Here is a 15,481-nt window from a genome sequence, read left to right on the forward strand (position 1 = left end):
AATCTATTCCTGTTTCTCCATCTCTACCATTATTGAACAAGCTGCTTCCACAGTCGGAATATTTTTAATTACGATACTCCGTTTTCCGTTCTGTTCTCTCAAATTACATTCACGAGGATGTTTCTGGATAAAACCGAGAAGTTTATCGAATGCCTCGCTTTGGTAATAAGGGCTGTCCGGGTTGGCAACCAGGAAGATGCTCATTTGTCCTTTCTTCAGTACGACTTTCTCCATACCTAGTTTTTTAGCCATACGGCGTAAGCGGACGATACGTATCAATTCCTTTCCTTCTTTCGGTACTTTGCCGAAACGATCTTTTAGTCGCTCGGAAAAGGCTAAAATATCGCGCTCTTCTTCCATTTTATCTAATTCGCGGTAAAGCGAAATACGTTCCGAATCATTTGGTATGTAAGTTGGTGGGAACATTAATTCCAAGTCACTTTCGATGAATGTTTCGCGGACATATTCGCTTCCCGTATTCTGATGTTTTTCTCCGGCATCCGAATACAGCTCGGCAAATTCTTCTGTTTTTAATTCATCTACAGCTTCTTCCAATATCTTTTGATAGGTTTCGTATCCCAAATCTGCGATAAAACCACTTTGCTCGGCTCCCAACATATTGCCGGCTCCTCGGATATCGAGGTCTTGCATAGCAATGTGGATGCCGCTACCTAACTCAGAGAAATTTTCAATAGCCTGTAAACGACGACGAGCCTCCTGGCTTAATGTCGACAAAGGTGGGGAAAGTAGGTAACAAAACGCTTTCCGGTTGCTTCGTCCCACACGTCCGCGCAATTGATGCAGGTCCGAAAGTCCGAATTGTTGTGCGTTATTGATAATGATAGTATTTGCATTGGGTACGTCGATGCCGCTTTCAACAATACTGGTTGCAATCAGTACATCATATTCGTAATTAACAAAATCGAGAATGATTTTTTCCAGTTTTTCCGGTTCCATTTGTCCGTGACCGACGGCAATACGGGCATCGGGAACTTCCCTTTTAACCAAGGCTTCCATTTCATAAATGTTCTGGATACGGTTGTTGATGAAAAAAACTTGTCCGTTACGGCTCATTTCGAAGTTGATGGCTTCCCGGATAATTTCCGGATTAAAACGTTCCACTTCTGTTTGCACTGGATACCGATTGGGCGGGGGGGTAGTAATACTGCTTAAATCACGTGCTCCCATCAATGAAAACTGGAGAGTACGCGGAATAGGAGTTGCCGTCATGGTCAGTGTATCGACATTAGCCCGGAGTTGCCGTAACTTTTCTTTGACGGAGACGCCGAATTTTTGTTCCTCGTCGATAATCAGTAATCCCAAGTCCTTGAATTGTACATCCTTGCTGACAATACGGTGTGTCCCAATCAGTATATTGATTTCCCCTTCTTTTACATCCTTCAGGATTTGTTTGATTTGTGCTGTTGTGCGGGCACGGCTGATATATTCTATGCGGCAGGGAAAGTTTTTCAGTCGTTCCGAGAATGTTTGGAAATGTTGAAATGCCAGTACGGTAGTCGGGACCAAAACAGCTACCTGCTTGTTGTCCGAAACAGCTTTGAAAGCGGCACGTATCGCTACTTCCGTTTTACCGAAACCGACATCCCCGCAAATCAGACGATCCATCGGACGGTCACTTTCCATGTCCCCTTTCACTTCGGCTGTTGCTTTCATTTGGTCGGGAGTATCTTCATAGATGAAGCTGGCTTCCAGTTCATGTTGCATAAAACTGTCCGGACTGTAGTTAAAACCTTTTTCCTGTTTGCGTTTGGAGTAAAGCAATATTAGGTCGCGGGCAATATCCTTTACCTTCGACTTGGTTTTTTCTTTCATCCTTTCCCAGGCGCCGGTTCCTAATTTATTGAGCTTGGGAGGTTCGCCGCTATCTTTTCCTTTGTATTTGGATAGTTTATGCAACGAATGGATACTGACGAATATAATATCATTATTCTGATAAATCAATTTGATGGCTTCCTGCATCTTTCCGTTCACTTCGGTACGTATCAGACCGCCGAATTGACCGACACCGTGGTCGATATGAACGATGTAGTCGCCTGTTTTGAACTGGTTCAGTTCTTTCAGCGAGAGTGTAATTTTGCCACTACGAGCTTTTTCACTCTTCAGGTTGAATTTGTGGAAACGGTCGAATAACTGATGGTCCGTAAACAGGCAAATATGCAATGTCTCGTCGGCAAAACCTTCGTGAATAGTTTTATTGACGGATATGAACGGTATATTTTCGCCTCTATCCTCAAAGATGGCACGGATACGGGCGGCTTGCTTTTCTACGTCACTTAAGATATATAGTGTATATCCGTTTTCCATATAATGAAGAAACGACTCGCTCACCATATCGAAATTCTTGTGATAGATAGGCTGTGGCTGTGTACTGAATGTAAATATCGTATCGGCCACTCCTGTGCAACGGGTACCGAAATGGAGACGGGAAAAGTTCAGGGCTGTATGCAGAAAGTCTTCTCCGGCAACCAGTTTGCCACGCATTTGGTCGATACCGGTAAATGACTCTTCATCTCCAACAACAGGTTCTTCATTCCAGATACTATCGATACGTTCCTTCGTCCAGGCCAAATCCTTGCAAGCAAGTAATGTCCGGGCAGGCAGAGAATCCAGCAGGGAAGAATTGGAGCGATTGCTTTTTGTCATTTCCGGTACGATATAGATACTATCCAACTTCTCTTTGGAAAGCTGGGTTTCCACATCGAACGAACGAATTGTTTCCACCTCGCTTCCGAAGAAGTCGATACGATAAGGAAATTCATAGGAGAATGAGAAAACGTCCAGGATACTGCCGCGCAAAGCATATTGTCCGGGTTCATACACATAGTCGACCTGCTCGAAACCATATTCATCCAGAACGTCCGAAACAAACATGTTATCCAGTTTTTCACCCACGCTGATTTTCAATGTGTTCTCTTTCAGTACTTCCCGGGAAATTACCTTTTCGGCCAGCGCATCCGGATAAGTGACGATTACGAATGAAGCATCTGAGTCTTGCAGAACACTTAATACTTCTGTTCGTAATATTTCGTTAGCCGGGTCTATATGACCGTATTTGATAGCCCGCCGGTAAGCCGAAGGAAAGAAGTATATAGCATCGCCACCGCTGAGTTGCACCAAATCGTGATAAAAGTAGCCGGCCTCTTCTTGATCGTTTAGTATACACACATAGCTCCCCCTTCTTTTTGAAAAAAGAGAAGCAATTGTCATTGCGGCCCCTGAACCGTTTAGTCCTTTCAGAAATATATTACGGGACGTATTGTTATTAAGCAGGGTATTTAATGCCGTTACCTGCGGATGAGCGGCATATAACTTCAGTAATTCTTGTACTTCCAACTTTATTAATTGAAAATTGATATTGTTGATTGCAAAATTACAGAAAATGTCTCAATCCTATTAGTTAAATCAATGAAAATATCTAACTTCGCATATCGATTGGCAATTGAATGTTTATTATGGAATATTCAGTTCCTGTTTATCAAATATCACTATAAAAAAAGTATATGTCAGACAGTATTGTTATTATTCCTACTTACAATGAAAAGGAGAATGTTGAGAATATCATTCGTGCCGTATTCGGATTGCAGAAAGAATTTCATATTCTGATTATCGATGATGGTTCTCCCGATGGTACAGCCGATATTGTGAAGCGTTTGCAGAAAGAATTTCCGGAACGCCTTTTCATGGTGGAGCGTAAAGGAAAATTGGGACTGGGTACGGCATATATCTGTGGTTTTAAATGGGCGATAGAACACAAATATGACTTCGTTTTCGAAATGGACGCCGATTTCAGTCACAATCCGGAAGACCTTCCTAGGTTGTATGCCGCCTGTACCGAACAAGGAGGAGATGTTGCTGTCGGTTCTCGTTATTGCAACGGGGTAAATGTTGTCAACTGGCCGTTGGGGCGTGTCCTGATGTCATATTATGCTTCCGTATATGTGCGCTTTGTAACAGGCATGAAAGTGCAGGATACAACTGCCGGATTCAAATGTTACCGTCGTGAAGTACTGGAGACGATAGATTTGGACCACATCCATTTCAAAGGATATGCTTTCCAGATTGAAATGAAATATACTTCTTATAAATGCGGTTTCAAAATCGTGGAAGTTCCAATCATTTTTATAAACCGCGTATTAGGTGTTTCCAAGATGAACTCTTCTATATTCGGCGAAGCTCTTTTCGGTGTTCTGAAACTGAAATGGTGGAGCCTGTTCCGGAAATATCCGCAAAAGGGACAAGCAAAATTGACGGCATAATTGCCGCTCACGGGCATTATTAACCCCGGGTATCGTCCGGCGATTCTTCTGTAAGTGCGGGGGATGGTTGTATCACTTTTCCATTCAGGGAAATGTATTGATAGAGTGCCTGATAAAAAGGATGTTTTGTCAGCGTAGGCGCATCCCCCAATATAATCAGTTTCATCCGGGCACGGGTAATAGCTACATTCATCCGGCGAAGATCATTAAGGAAGCCGATTTGTCCTTTTTCATTGGCACGTACAAGACTAATCATAATCACATCGCGTTCCTGCCCCTGGAAACCGTCGACCGTATGGACGGTTATCAACTTCCGGAAAGGTTTAAAAAAAGCATTACGCTTAATCAGGCCGCGGATGAACTGCACTTGCGATTTATAAGGGGAAATCAATCCGAAATCGATACTCTCTTCCAAAACTCGTTCCTTGCTGACCTTTTCAATATAAGCTTGCAGTTGAGAGACAAGTAAAGACGCTTCCTGCCGGTTGATACGGCTCAAACTGTCGGAAAGCTGGTCCTCTTCAAATTTGCAATCCGCCGTATCGAACCAGATGACAGGTGTATCATATTCTAAAATACCCCGATATTTTACTTCAGCTGCCGATTGTAGTTCGTTATGATAGAACCATCGGGACGGGAAACGCATAATATCATCGTGCATGCGATATTGTATTTTCAGCAGAGAAACCGTTTCCGGTTTATGAGCTGTTATTTTCTGCATCAGCGTATGGTCCAATCCGCCACGAGCAGCTTCTATACATTTGATAGTCGGAGGAAGCTGATGATGATCACCGGCAAAGACGACACGGTCCGCTTTGCTGATTGCTATCCAACAAGCTGCTTCGAGTGCCTGTGCCGCTTCGTCGATAAAGAGCGTGGTGAAATGATGGTTTACCAGTACGCGATTGGCGGAACCCACCAAAGTACAGGCAATTACACGCGCTTCGCCGAATAGTTCCGCATCAATCTTCATTTCCAGTTCCGTAGCCCGGAAACGCAGGCGGGAGAGTCGGTTGCGGGCAGTCTCTTTCTCACCGTGGCTTTTCCGCATCTGGGATTGTGTTTCACGGATGGCTTTCCGGACACTCCACAGTTCGGCGTAATCCGGGTGGGCTTCGAAGCGCCGTTCGTAAGTGAAGGAGAGCATTTTATCGTTTACCCGTGTGGGATTACCGATACGGAGAACATTGATGCCTCTATCCGTCAACTTTTCCGAAATCCAATCGACGGCCGTATTGCTTTGGGCGCAAACCATTACCTGATTTTCCCTATGCAGGGTTTCATAGATGGCTTCTACCAGCGTCGTAGTCTTTCCGGTTCCGGGAGGACCATGTACGATGGCAACATCTTTGGCAGCCAGGACATGGTTGACGGCTTCTTCCTGTGTCGTATTCAGCCAGGGGAAACGTACGGGAAAAAGAGTCCGTTTGCCGGCAGGAGATTTTCCGAGTAAAATATCCCGAAGTCCGGCCAATCGGTTATTCTTTGCTTTTATCGTGTTCTGGAGAGCATTGAACATGGTCTTATAGCTCGTCTCGTCGAAATATAATTGTACTCCGATTTCGTTTGTCCGCTGCAAATCGAAAAGGGCGGAGGGAGTAGGCAGGACCACTACCATCCGGTCGTCCTGCACATAACTGATGACAGCCGAGAAATTCATATATTGAGGTTTGCCTCCACTGTCGGTCGTGAAGAAACAGACCGGCCGTCCATATTCGAAATTGTGTTCAATTTCTCTGTCTTCCCGCCGTTCCACTTCGACGACGAGCTGGTTCAACGAATTATAGTAGCTTCTCCCCGGAATGACAGGATACCAGCATAATCCCTGCTGTATTCTTTTTTTTATCCCGATTCGTTCCGCCTGTTCTTTATACATTTCTTTCTCGTAGTTGAATTCTTTTTGCAGAAGAGTATACTGGTGCAAAAGGTCGGCAATGGGAGTCTGGAACTGATTTGTCATTCTTTTTTATTTATCGGCTGCGAAGATAGATAAAAGTCTGCTTTTTTGAATTGATTCAAACGAACATTCTATTATTTTGAAAGGAAAAGGATACGGATACATCATTATCTTTGCAATCGTAAACTAAAACGAGAAGGATATGAGAAACTTGATTATATCTGTTGTTGCATCCCTGCTGTTGTTGTCCGGATGTGGCTCTATGGACCAGACATCGCGCACGATTGTCGGTTCCCAGGTCGGTTCGCTTGCCGGCGGAATTGTCGGGGCGATAATAGGCGATAATTCGGGGCGTTGGGACGGAGCTGCATTAGGTTCTACAATCGGTTCGTTTGCCGGAGGTGCTGCGGGTGCCATAATCGGAGCCAATATGGAGACGGAGCAGGAGAAGAGAGAGAAGAGAAACGACCGCTATATCACGATTGACAGGAATGCCCCTTTTCTGGTAGTAGACGATATTTTCCTGGAAGACACCAACGGCAATCAAGCTATCGATGCGGGTGAGTCTTGCCGTCTGACTTTTATTCTGCTTAACAACGGTCGCCGGGATGCCCTCCGCGTGAAGCCGATTGTGACTGTCGAGAAAGGAAAGTCTCACCTAAAGATTTCCGATCCGGTGGTCATACGAAAGATTTCGCCGGACGACCGCGTGACTTATACCGTCAATGTCCGGGCCTCCCGCAAGCTACGTACCGGCAAAGCTGTTTTTGCCATCCACATGGAAGAACAAGGCGGGCATGGGATGGAGAAACAAACTTTTACGGTGGAGACACAAGGAATTAAAAATTGATAATTACCTTTGCCACGTAAACGGGAAAATTCTAAATCATGGAGCATACGACAAAAGCACAAATTCTTAAACTTATCAATCAGGAAGTCATCCCGGCCATCGGCTGTACCGAACCTGTTGCGGTTGCGCTCGCTGCCGCCAAGGCCGCTGAGGTGTTGGGCTGTAAACCGGAAAAGACGGAAGTCTTTCTGAGTGCCAATATTCTTAAAAACGCGATGGGCGTGGGTATCCCCGGAACCGGAATGGTAGGACTTCCGATTGCCATAGCCTTGGGTACATTGGTCGGAAAGTCCGCCTACGGGCTGGAAGTACTTCGTGACCTGACCCCTGAGGCGCTTGAAGAAGGAAAGGCGATGATTGAAAGTAAAAGTATCCATATCGCGCTGAAAGAAAAAGTGGACAAGCTCTACATCGAAGTCCTTTGTTTTGCCGGTGACGAAACCTCCAGGGTGATTATTTGCCACGAACATACCCATATTATATATGTAGAGAAAAATGGGACGGTACTGACCGACCTCCGCCAATCCGGGGAAACCGGAGAGGATATTTGCCATGTCGAAGAGGAGGAACTTAAACTCTCTTTTTCTACTGTTTATGAATTTGCCATGGAGATGCCGCTCGATGATATTCGTTTTATTCTCAGGACTGCCGAATTGAACAAGAAAGCTGCCCAGGCATCTGTCCGGGGGAATTACGGCCATACGGTCAGCAAGACTGTTTCGGGTGTTTACGGCCGCAAATATATGGGCGACTCTGCCTATACGCACATGTTGATTATGACGGCTGCCGCCTGCGACGCCCGCATGGACGGGGCTATGATACCGGTAATGAGCAATTCCGGAAGCGGCAACCAGGGAATTGCCGCGACATTGCCTGTCCTTTCTTTTGCCGAAGATATTAAATGCTCTGACGAACAACTCATCCGTGCCCTGATGTTGAGCCATTTGATGGTGATTTATATCAAGCAGAGCTTGGGCCGCCTTTCCGCCCTTTGCGGTTGCGTGGTGGCGGCTACGGGGGCCAGTTGCGGGATTACTTACCTGATGGGAGGGGATAAAACGCAGATTTCTTATGCTATCAAAAATATGATTGGAAATATCACGGGCATGATTTGCGACGGCGCCAAGCCAAGTTGTGCCATGAAGGTTTCCAGTGGTGTGTCGACAGCCATGTTGTCGGCTTTGATGGCGATGGAGAATAAGGTTGTGACTTCGGTGGAGGGGATTATCGATGAGGATGTCGATAAGTCGATTGCCAATTTGACTTCTATCGGTTCGAGGGGGATGGAGGAGACGGATAGGTTGGTGCTGGATATTATGACTAACAAATGAGATGTTACTTTTCTCTTGACAGAAAAGTAACCAAAAGGTCAAGGCTTCACCGGCCGGGCTACTTCGGCAAAAGACTACGCTCGACCAGCGGAACTCGCTTCGCTCAAACAGCCGCTGCTCTTTCCGCTCCGTCTTTTCCCTCCGCTTCACGCCCGCCCGCTGAGGCCCGCTGAAAGAAAGCTCCGCTTTCTCTTGGGATGGCCGACATCTTCATTTATCTGACAAGCCGACCCAAAATGTCAAAAGCGCCAATAATACCTGCCCCCATCACTTATATAACAAGCCGCCTCCATCCACTTGTAAATAAGCTGACATCATCACTTGTCAATAAACTGACACTAGTAAATAAGCCGATACCATCACTTGTGAACAAGCTCTTGTGAACAAGCTGCATCGGTCAATCCAAGTGCAGTTATCAGCCATCCTCAAAGAGCCGTTCCGGCTCTTTTCCCCGGCCTCAGCTGGTGAGCGTGAAGCGGAGGGAAAAGACGGAGCGGAAAGAGCAGCGGTTGTTTGAGCGAAGCGAGTTCCGCTGGTCGAGCGTAGTCTTTTGCCGGAGTAGCTCGCCAGCTGAAGCCTTGAACTTTTGATTACTTTTCTTTCAAGAGAAAAGTAATATACAAAATTTGTAAAATCCAATTGAAATGTCTATCTTGCCCCGCATTATAAATCAACGTTTGAAATAACAACTTTAAATAAACTATATGATGAAAAAGTATTTATTCTTTCTTTTTACAGTGCTCTGTACCCTGAGCCTGTTTTCCTGTAGCGATGACGACAATAAGGATGGTTCCAACCCGGACGAACCCTGGAAACAAATCTCGAACGACTATTCCGGAGACAAGCTGGACTTGCAACTTGGCGGAACAGCGTTGACCGGCAAAACGGTGACATTGGAGGCCACTTCGGCCGATAGGGTGAAGGTTACGCTTGAAAAAGTATTGCCGGGAACGGAAACTGTCACGGTGGATGCCACCCTGACCGTTACGAAAGCGGAAGTCGTAGCGACATCTTACCTCTTTCAAGGCGAAACGAAGGTCGACAGCCGCACCCTTGTTGTGAACGGCAGCATTAAATCCGGTGTTTTATCCCTCTCCATAGCCATTTCAATCGACTCTCCGATTGTCGGCAAATGGGCGTTGGCTCCGAATGTTTTGACGGATACGAATGGCGATGGTGTCATAAACGAAATGGACTATAACCCCATGGGCGGCGCATTCTTCCTGAGCCTCGAGACTGCCGACGGGAATATTACTTTCGAGGGCCAATCGGTTCCTTGCCCGATGTTCTGCCTGATGGCCGACAAAAAAGCGGAAGCTTTCCTTGAAGCAAGCTTGCAGGAAGTGTCTTTCGAAAAAGACGGAAGAGTCGTCTTTACTTATATGAAAGACGGACAAACCTTGCCGCTGGAGGGGATTGCCAACTATTACGTGAAGGAACAGATGCTTTATATGACACTGGATATAAAAACGATTATCGCAATGCTGATGACAAAATCGGATAATAATCCTTTCGCCGGTCTGGAACAGGTCATTGCATTGGCTGAAAACGGTATCCCATTGGGCCTCGCCTTCAGCGAAGACGGACAGAACGGCACATTGCTGATTAATACGGAAATGGCGCAACAACTGCTCCCCGCCCTGGCTCCTGTTTTCCAACTGTTGCCGACGCTGATGCCGGACGAACCGGAAAAGCTCGCCATACTCGAACAAATCGCCACCTTAGCAAAAGATGTTCCTACTTACAAAGAGTTTATCGTGGGAATGAATTTGGTAAAGAAATAGAATTTTAAAATATTTATTCCATCCAACCCCTTTGGCGGGGCCGAACGAGGTCGTCCGGACGTTCCAAAGCGGTTGGATGAAGCCAACCGAGGTCATTTGATGCATTCAAACTGCTTGGAAGCTATCAAATGACCTCGGTTTATTCTTCCCAAGTAGTTTGGAGAGGCTGACAGACCTCGGTCGGGCCCGCCAAACTGCTTGGACGGAATGTTTTCCGATTTTCATATTTTCCCAACTACTTGGGAAAACTAAAAATATTCATCTTAAATAAAATTGATTATGAAACAGATTTCAACTTTTTCCAAATCCCAGCTTCTAATGGAGCCGTCATTCCAGTTTTTTGCCGGTATCGACGCCCGCATCATCGCCGATACCCCGGCCAAATTGAGTATAACGGACGAGTATGCTCCTTTCAAATCCGCCCTGACCCGCATGGACCAAGCGCTCGAAAACATTTCCAAGAGTGCCTATACCGAAAAGATGAATGCCTCCGACTTGAAACGCGACCAGTTTTACCAAGCCATCCGCTCGCAGGTCAGTGCCGGTTTGTATCATTTCGATAAAGAGAAACAGGCGGCTGCCAAAGAGCTGAACATCGTGATGGATGCTTACAAGAAAATCGCCACCGCAGCACAGGAGAAGGAGACGGGAATGATTTACAACCTTGTCCAGGAACTCAGGAGCGAGAAGTATAAGGGCCATGTCACCACCCTCGGCCTTGATGAATGGCTGACCCAGCTCGAAGCGGCCAATAACGAGTTCAACGACCTTGTGGAAGGCCGCATCAACGAAAGCATCAACAAGGTGACCGGCGGTGCCACCGTCCCCCGCAAGGAGGTCGAGGCGGCCTATGATGGGATTGTGCGGAAAATCAATGCCCTGGCTGTCGTGAACGGTGATAAGGATTATGCGGATTTCATCGATTATGTGAATGCCCGTATCGTTTATTTCAAGACGATACTCAGCCACCAAGGCCTTAAGCAATCGGGCAATAAGCCGAACAATCCGGACAACGAGAACCCGGACCCGCTGGAACCTACGCCGGGCGGGGATGACGAAAATCCGGATGTCCTTTGATTTGCACCGGATATTCTTCGATTGACGAGTGATACATTTCCAATAAAAAAGGCGGACTCCTTTTCGGGGCCCGCCTCTCTTTATTATGTTTGGTATGATTTATTTCTTTACCAGAACTAAACCGGCTTCAAATTCAGTGCTTTCGCTAACGATACCGTTAACTGCGCCGAGAATAGCTATTACCATTTCAGCTTTGTCGCCTAGCATTCCACCAAAGGCCGGGAGGAGTGTATTCAGAATTGGCAGTAGGCCGGATACGACTTCATGATTTAACCAGATATTCAATGTTCCGCTTTCAGCAGTAAAATCAAAAGGTATACCGTCTGTCAAGAAGTTTGACGGATTCCATGCTTTTGTGGATAAATCAGCGCTCTTCAGAGAATTACTCATGGACATTAACGAGAAGATGTCGATTACCATGTATGCTTGGTTGTCTTTTACATAGTAATTCAGCATACCGGAGATTGTACTTACTTCTGTCGAACCCATTGCGGTATAAGCTATATTAATGCTACCGCCTTCTGTAAATTCGATATATTGCAGGTAAGGTACGTATTGACCTAACAAACCTTTAATGGTCGGAACCAATTGCGCGTCTGGCATTGTGGCTGGGAACATCGGTTTCAATTCTTCCGGAAGCATATTGATGATTGCATCAGGGAAAGTAACGCTTCCTTTCTTGCTTGCAAATTTGAAGATAGTTTCTGCACCCTGTGCACCCATCTTAACGCCCCATTTTCCTACAATCGGAGAAAGGATTTTGTATGTGAAGTCTCCCTTCATCGTTGATTCAGGGCTGACAGTGCCTTCGAAGCTCCATTCATATTCTTCTGTTTTACCGTTTCCGCTCAAAGTATAAGTTTCAGAATCTTCAGCCTTTGTCAATTTGATAGGCAGTTTGGCTGAACTGTTCGGGCCGACGATGAAATCGGAGCTTATGGTTCCTTCTGTTTCGGATGTGGCTTGAACTGTAATCGAACCGGTCTTCTTAACTTCTCCGTTAAATGTCAGCTCATTTGCTTCATCTGTTGCACTGTATGACTTATTGATGGTTCCATAGCCTGAAAGAATGAGGTCTACCGTCAATACATTGTTGGCAATGCTACCGGTTACATTTACTGTTTTTCCGGAACCTTCGTGCAAGGCGCTACCTTCCAATTTGTAACCTTCGCCTTCTTTCGTCATGGCAACTTCAACAGGGAAATCTATTGCCACATTCACTATTTTGCCGAATGTCAGGGTTGCTTTTGCTTCAGAATTTAAAGTTACGGTAACGGGATAAGCATTACTGGCCACACCATTCAATGTCATAGCCAGACTATCACCGGAATAAACACCGCCGATAGAACCCCAACCGGAAGTCGTTACCTTAACAGTCAGTTTGCCGGCTTTCGTTACGGAACCTTTAACGGTTACGGTCAGGCCGAGGTCTTCCTGTGCGGCAGCTTTTGTGGTGCCGTCTATATTTGCACTACCTTCGAAATCATAAGAATTTTCGTCAACTTTTGTCATCGCAACATTAACGGGGATTGAAGCATGTCCGTAAACAGCGTTTGTCAATGTAACAACACCGACTTCACCCGATTTGATTTCGATGGAAGCTGTTGCTTCGGCAGGCAGACCGCCGTTTACATCCAGTGTTACGTTTTCAGCCGGGATTTCGGTTGGAAATTCTTTCCAACTGGTGTCTTTTTCATCGTCACTACATGCCGTGAAAAGACTTGTTGAGCAAATCAAAGCGAATAAGAAAAATAAATTCTTTTTCATTTTACAATTAATTATTAGTTAATAAAATGGATACGAAACGAAGTCGTAAACACATATCTTGTATCCATGTTAATCTCTCTCAAATAAACAGGACAAAGTAACAATAATGTTTCTTCCCTGTAAAGGTCTATTTATTAGATTTTATATTCTATATTTAAGAATGTATAAAATTATCTCGGAGCTTTCCGGTATAGATAAATAGCGATGAACGTATATAAAATATTGGGTATCCATACCGCCATCCAGGGACTCAGGCTGCCGTTGATGGCAAAGGTAGACGTCACCGTCGTGAACAGGATATAGGAAAAGCTCAGCGCAAGTCCGATACCTATATTCAAACCCATCCCTCCTTTGATTTTACGTGAAGACAGTGATGCTCCGATGGAAGTCAGGATGAAGGCCGCCATGATGGAGGCAAAACGTTTATGATATTCAATCTGGAAAGTCTGGATATTCCCGATACCGCGTTTCTTCTGCCGTTCGATGTAAGTCTTTAGTTGAGGAGAGGTCATCGTTTCGCAATCGTTGACCGAAATCAGGAAGTCGGAGGGGACGACTGTGAGTATCGTATCTTTATAGTTGCCCTGCGTGATGGTTTCGTACATCCCGTCGAAATCGCATATCGTGTAATTCACGAGTGTCCAGTGATGCAAGGAGTCATATTTGATGGATTCGGCCGTCAGACGCGAAACGAGTTTCTTGTCCTCGAAACGGTCCAGTGAAAAACGGTGTCCCATGCCGGAACGTGAGTCATACCGATCGAAGTAAGCAATCACTCCCGGTTCTACTTCCAATTGGGCCGACCGGATATACTCCTGCTTCTTGTTTCGAATGTATTTATTCTGGAACTCGATACGCGTACTGTTGGATGGGGGAATGATATATGCATTCAAAATGAATGTGCTGAGTGCGATAAGTGCAGCCGAGATGGCATACGGGAGCATCAAGCGCCGGAAACTCATACCGCTTGACAGCATCGCGATGATTTCGGAATTGTCCGCCAGCTTCGATGTGAAGAAGATAACGGCAATAAATGTGAACAGCGGACTGAACAAGTTCGCGAAATACGGAATGAAGTTCATGTAATAATCGATAATGATAGCCTTCAGCGGAACATCCGGGCTCAGGAACTTATCAATTTTCTCATTTATATCGAACACGACTGCGATGGATATAATCAAGATAATGGCAAATACATAAGTGCCGATAAATTGCTTGATAATGTACCAGTCTATTCGTTTTAATTTGAATTTCATTTGCTTGTTATCTTATAATCGATTGGATAATTGACGGACCATTTCGCTTTTCCAAGTAGTAAAATCACCGGCAATGATGCGGCGACGGGCTTCCTTTACCAACCAGAGATAGAAGGCGAGGTTGTGAATGGAGGCTATCTGGAGCCCCAACATCTCGTTCACCTTAATCAGGTGGTGCAGATAGGCTTTGCTATAGAGGGTGTCGACGTACGAATTTGCGTCCGTGTCGATAGGGGAAAAGTCGTTCTCCCACTTCTTGTTGCGCATATTCAGTGTGCCGAAGCGGGTGAAAATCTGCCCGTTTCGTCCGTTGCGGGTAGGCATGATGCAGTCGAACATATCTACGCCGCGTTCGATAGCTTCCAGAATGTTGGTCGGAGTACCGACTCCCATCAGGTAGCGGGGTTTGTCCTTGGGTAATATTTCGTTGACTACTTCTATCATCTCATACATCTTCTCGGTCGGTTCGCCGACAGCCAGACCGCCTATAGCGTTACCATCGGCTTCTTTTGCAGCTACATTTTCAGCAGCTTGCCGTCGTAAATCGGTATAGACGCAACCTTGCACAATCGGGAAAAGGGCTTGTCGGTAGCCGTATTTCGGCTCCGTGGAATTAAAACGGTCGAAACAACGATTCAGCCAGCGTTCGGTCAGGCCGAGCGATTTCTTTGCGTAATCATAGTCGGCATCTCCCGGGCAACATTCATCGAAAGCCATTATGATATCGGCCCCGATAGAGCGTTGGATATCCATTACCTTTTCCGGCGTAAAGAGATGCTTTGAACCATCTATGTGGGAGCGGAACATGGCACCTTCTTCATGCAATTTACGGTTTTCGGATAAGGAAAAGACCTGAAAACCGCCACTGTCAGTCAATATCGGGCGTTCCCATGTATTGAATTTGTGCAGACCGCCGGCTTGTTCCAATATATGAATTCCCGGACGGAGGTACAGATGATAAGTATTTCCTAATATGATTTGTGCATGTATATCTTCTTTCAGTTCGGGCATGTGTACACCTTTGACGGTGCCTTGTGTCCCGACCGGCATAAAAATAGGCGTTTCAATTACTCCATGATCAGTGGTAATCAGACCCGCCCTAGCATTTGATTTCGTATCGTTGTGTTGTAATTCAAATTCCATGCTGCAAATATAAGGATAAAAGCATTATAAAAAACGAGTAAGGGCAAAAAGGTCCTACTTTCACAAGCAAGACCTTCTTAAATAAATGTTTAATCTTTA

At 45.6% G+C, this 15,481-nt stretch carries 10 protein-coding genes; 5 read left to right on the plus strand and 5 right to left on the minus strand.

Annotated features, from left to right (window positions below):
- Positions 1-3: 3 nt before the first annotated feature.
- Positions 4-3,354, minus strand: coding sequence for a transcription-repair coupling factor (gene mfd, locus DW103_RS00400; protein ID WP_122273694.1), 3,351 nt, complete (start codon positions 3,352-3,354; stop codon positions 4-6).
- 167 nt (positions 3,355-3,521) lie between these two features.
- On the opposite strand from mfd, the gene DW103_RS00405 reads away from it, so the two are divergent.
- A complete protein-coding gene (locus DW103_RS00405) occupies positions 3,522-4,277 on the plus strand; it encodes a polyprenol monophosphomannose synthase (RefSeq protein WP_122273695.1) in 756 nt (251 codons plus the stop codon).
- Between the two features lie 19 nt (positions 4,278-4,296).
- Here DW103_RS00405 and DW103_RS00410 read toward each other — a convergent pair whose 3' ends face one another.
- Positions 4,297-6,237, minus strand: a complete 1,941-nt coding sequence (locus tag DW103_RS00410) for an AAA domain-containing protein (protein ID WP_122273696.1) — start codon at positions 6,235-6,237, stop codon at positions 4,297-4,299.
- 139 nt (positions 6,238-6,376) lie between these two features.
- On the opposite strand from DW103_RS00410, the gene DW103_RS00415 reads away from it, so the two are divergent.
- From DW103_RS00415 to DW103_RS00435, 4 genes are all read left to right on the plus strand, one after another.
- Positions 6,377-7,024: a glycine zipper domain-containing protein gene (locus DW103_RS00415; protein WP_122273697.1), complete on the plus strand. Its 648-nt coding sequence runs from the start codon at positions 6,377-6,379 to the stop codon at positions 7,022-7,024.
- A 38-nt stretch (positions 7,025-7,062) separates the two neighbouring features.
- Positions 7,063-8,355, plus strand: a complete 1,293-nt coding sequence (locus DW103_RS00420; RefSeq protein ID WP_122273698.1) for a serine dehydratase subunit alpha family protein — start codon at positions 7,063-7,065, stop codon at positions 8,353-8,355.
- Between the two features lie 704 nt (positions 8,356-9,059).
- Entirely contained in the window at positions 9,060-10,139 is a 1,080-nt protein-coding gene (locus DW103_RS00430; RefSeq protein ID WP_122273699.1) for a DUF4925 domain-containing protein, read from the plus strand.
- Positions 10,140-10,418: 279 nt separating this feature from the next.
- Positions 10,419-11,216, plus strand: coding sequence for a DUF6261 family protein (locus tag DW103_RS00435; protein WP_147381158.1), 798 nt, complete (start codon positions 10,419-10,421; stop codon positions 11,214-11,216).
- 99 nt (positions 11,217-11,315) lie between these two features.
- Here DW103_RS00435 and DW103_RS00440 read toward each other — a convergent pair whose 3' ends face one another.
- The 3 genes from DW103_RS00440 to tgt all read right to left on the minus strand — a co-directional run bounded on the left by DW103_RS00440 (position 11,316) and on the right by tgt (position 15,382).
- Positions 11,316-12,983 (minus strand): DUF4925 domain-containing protein, encoded by a 1,668-nt coding sequence (locus DW103_RS00440; protein ID WP_122273701.1) that lies wholly within the window; start codon positions 12,981-12,983, stop codon positions 11,316-11,318.
- Between the two features lie 170 nt (positions 12,984-13,153).
- Complete coding sequence (locus DW103_RS00445; RefSeq protein ID WP_122273702.1) at positions 13,154-14,239, minus strand: LptF/LptG family permease; 1,086 nt, start codon at positions 14,237-14,239, stop codon at positions 13,154-13,156.
- Positions 14,240-14,251: 12 nt separating this feature from the next.
- Positions 14,252-15,382: a tRNA guanosine(34) transglycosylase Tgt gene (gene tgt / locus DW103_RS00450; protein WP_122273703.1), complete on the minus strand. Its 1,131-nt coding sequence runs from the start codon at positions 15,380-15,382 to the stop codon at positions 14,252-14,254.
- Positions 15,383-15,481 lie beyond the last annotated feature (99 nt).

Source organism: Parabacteroides sp. AM08-6, assembly GCF_003473295.1.
Taxonomy (GTDB): Bacteria; Bacteroidota; Bacteroidia; order Bacteroidales; family Tannerellaceae; genus Parabacteroides.

Coding starts and splice junctions, on each gene's coding strand:
- DW103_RS00405 (WP_122273695.1), top strand. CDS start 3,522: ATGTCAGACAGTATTGTTATTATTCCTACTTACAATGAAAAGGAGAAT.
- DW103_RS00410 (WP_122273696.1), bottom strand. CDS start 6,237: ATGACAAATCAGTTCCAGACTCCCATTGCCGACCTTTTGCACCAGTAT.
- DW103_RS00415 (WP_122273697.1), top strand. CDS start 6,377: ATGAGAAACTTGATTATATCTGTTGTTGCATCCCTGCTGTTGTTGTCC.
- DW103_RS00420 (WP_122273698.1), top strand. CDS start 7,063: ATGGAGCATACGACAAAAGCACAAATTCTTAAACTTATCAATCAGGAA.
- DW103_RS00430 (WP_122273699.1), top strand. CDS start 9,060: ATGATGAAAAAGTATTTATTCTTTCTTTTTACAGTGCTCTGTACCCTG.
- DW103_RS00435 (WP_147381158.1), top strand. CDS start 10,419: ATGAAACAGATTTCAACTTTTTCCAAATCCCAGCTTCTAATGGAGCCG.
- DW103_RS00440 (WP_122273701.1), bottom strand. CDS start 12,983: ATGAAAAAGAATTTATTTTTCTTATTCGCTTTGATTTGCTCAACAAGT.
- DW103_RS00445 (WP_122273702.1), bottom strand. CDS start 14,239: ATGAAATTCAAATTAAAACGAATAGACTGGTACATTATCAAGCAATTT.
- tgt (WP_122273703.1), bottom strand. CDS start 15,382: ATGGAATTTGAATTACAACACAACGATACGAAATCAAATGCTAGGGCG.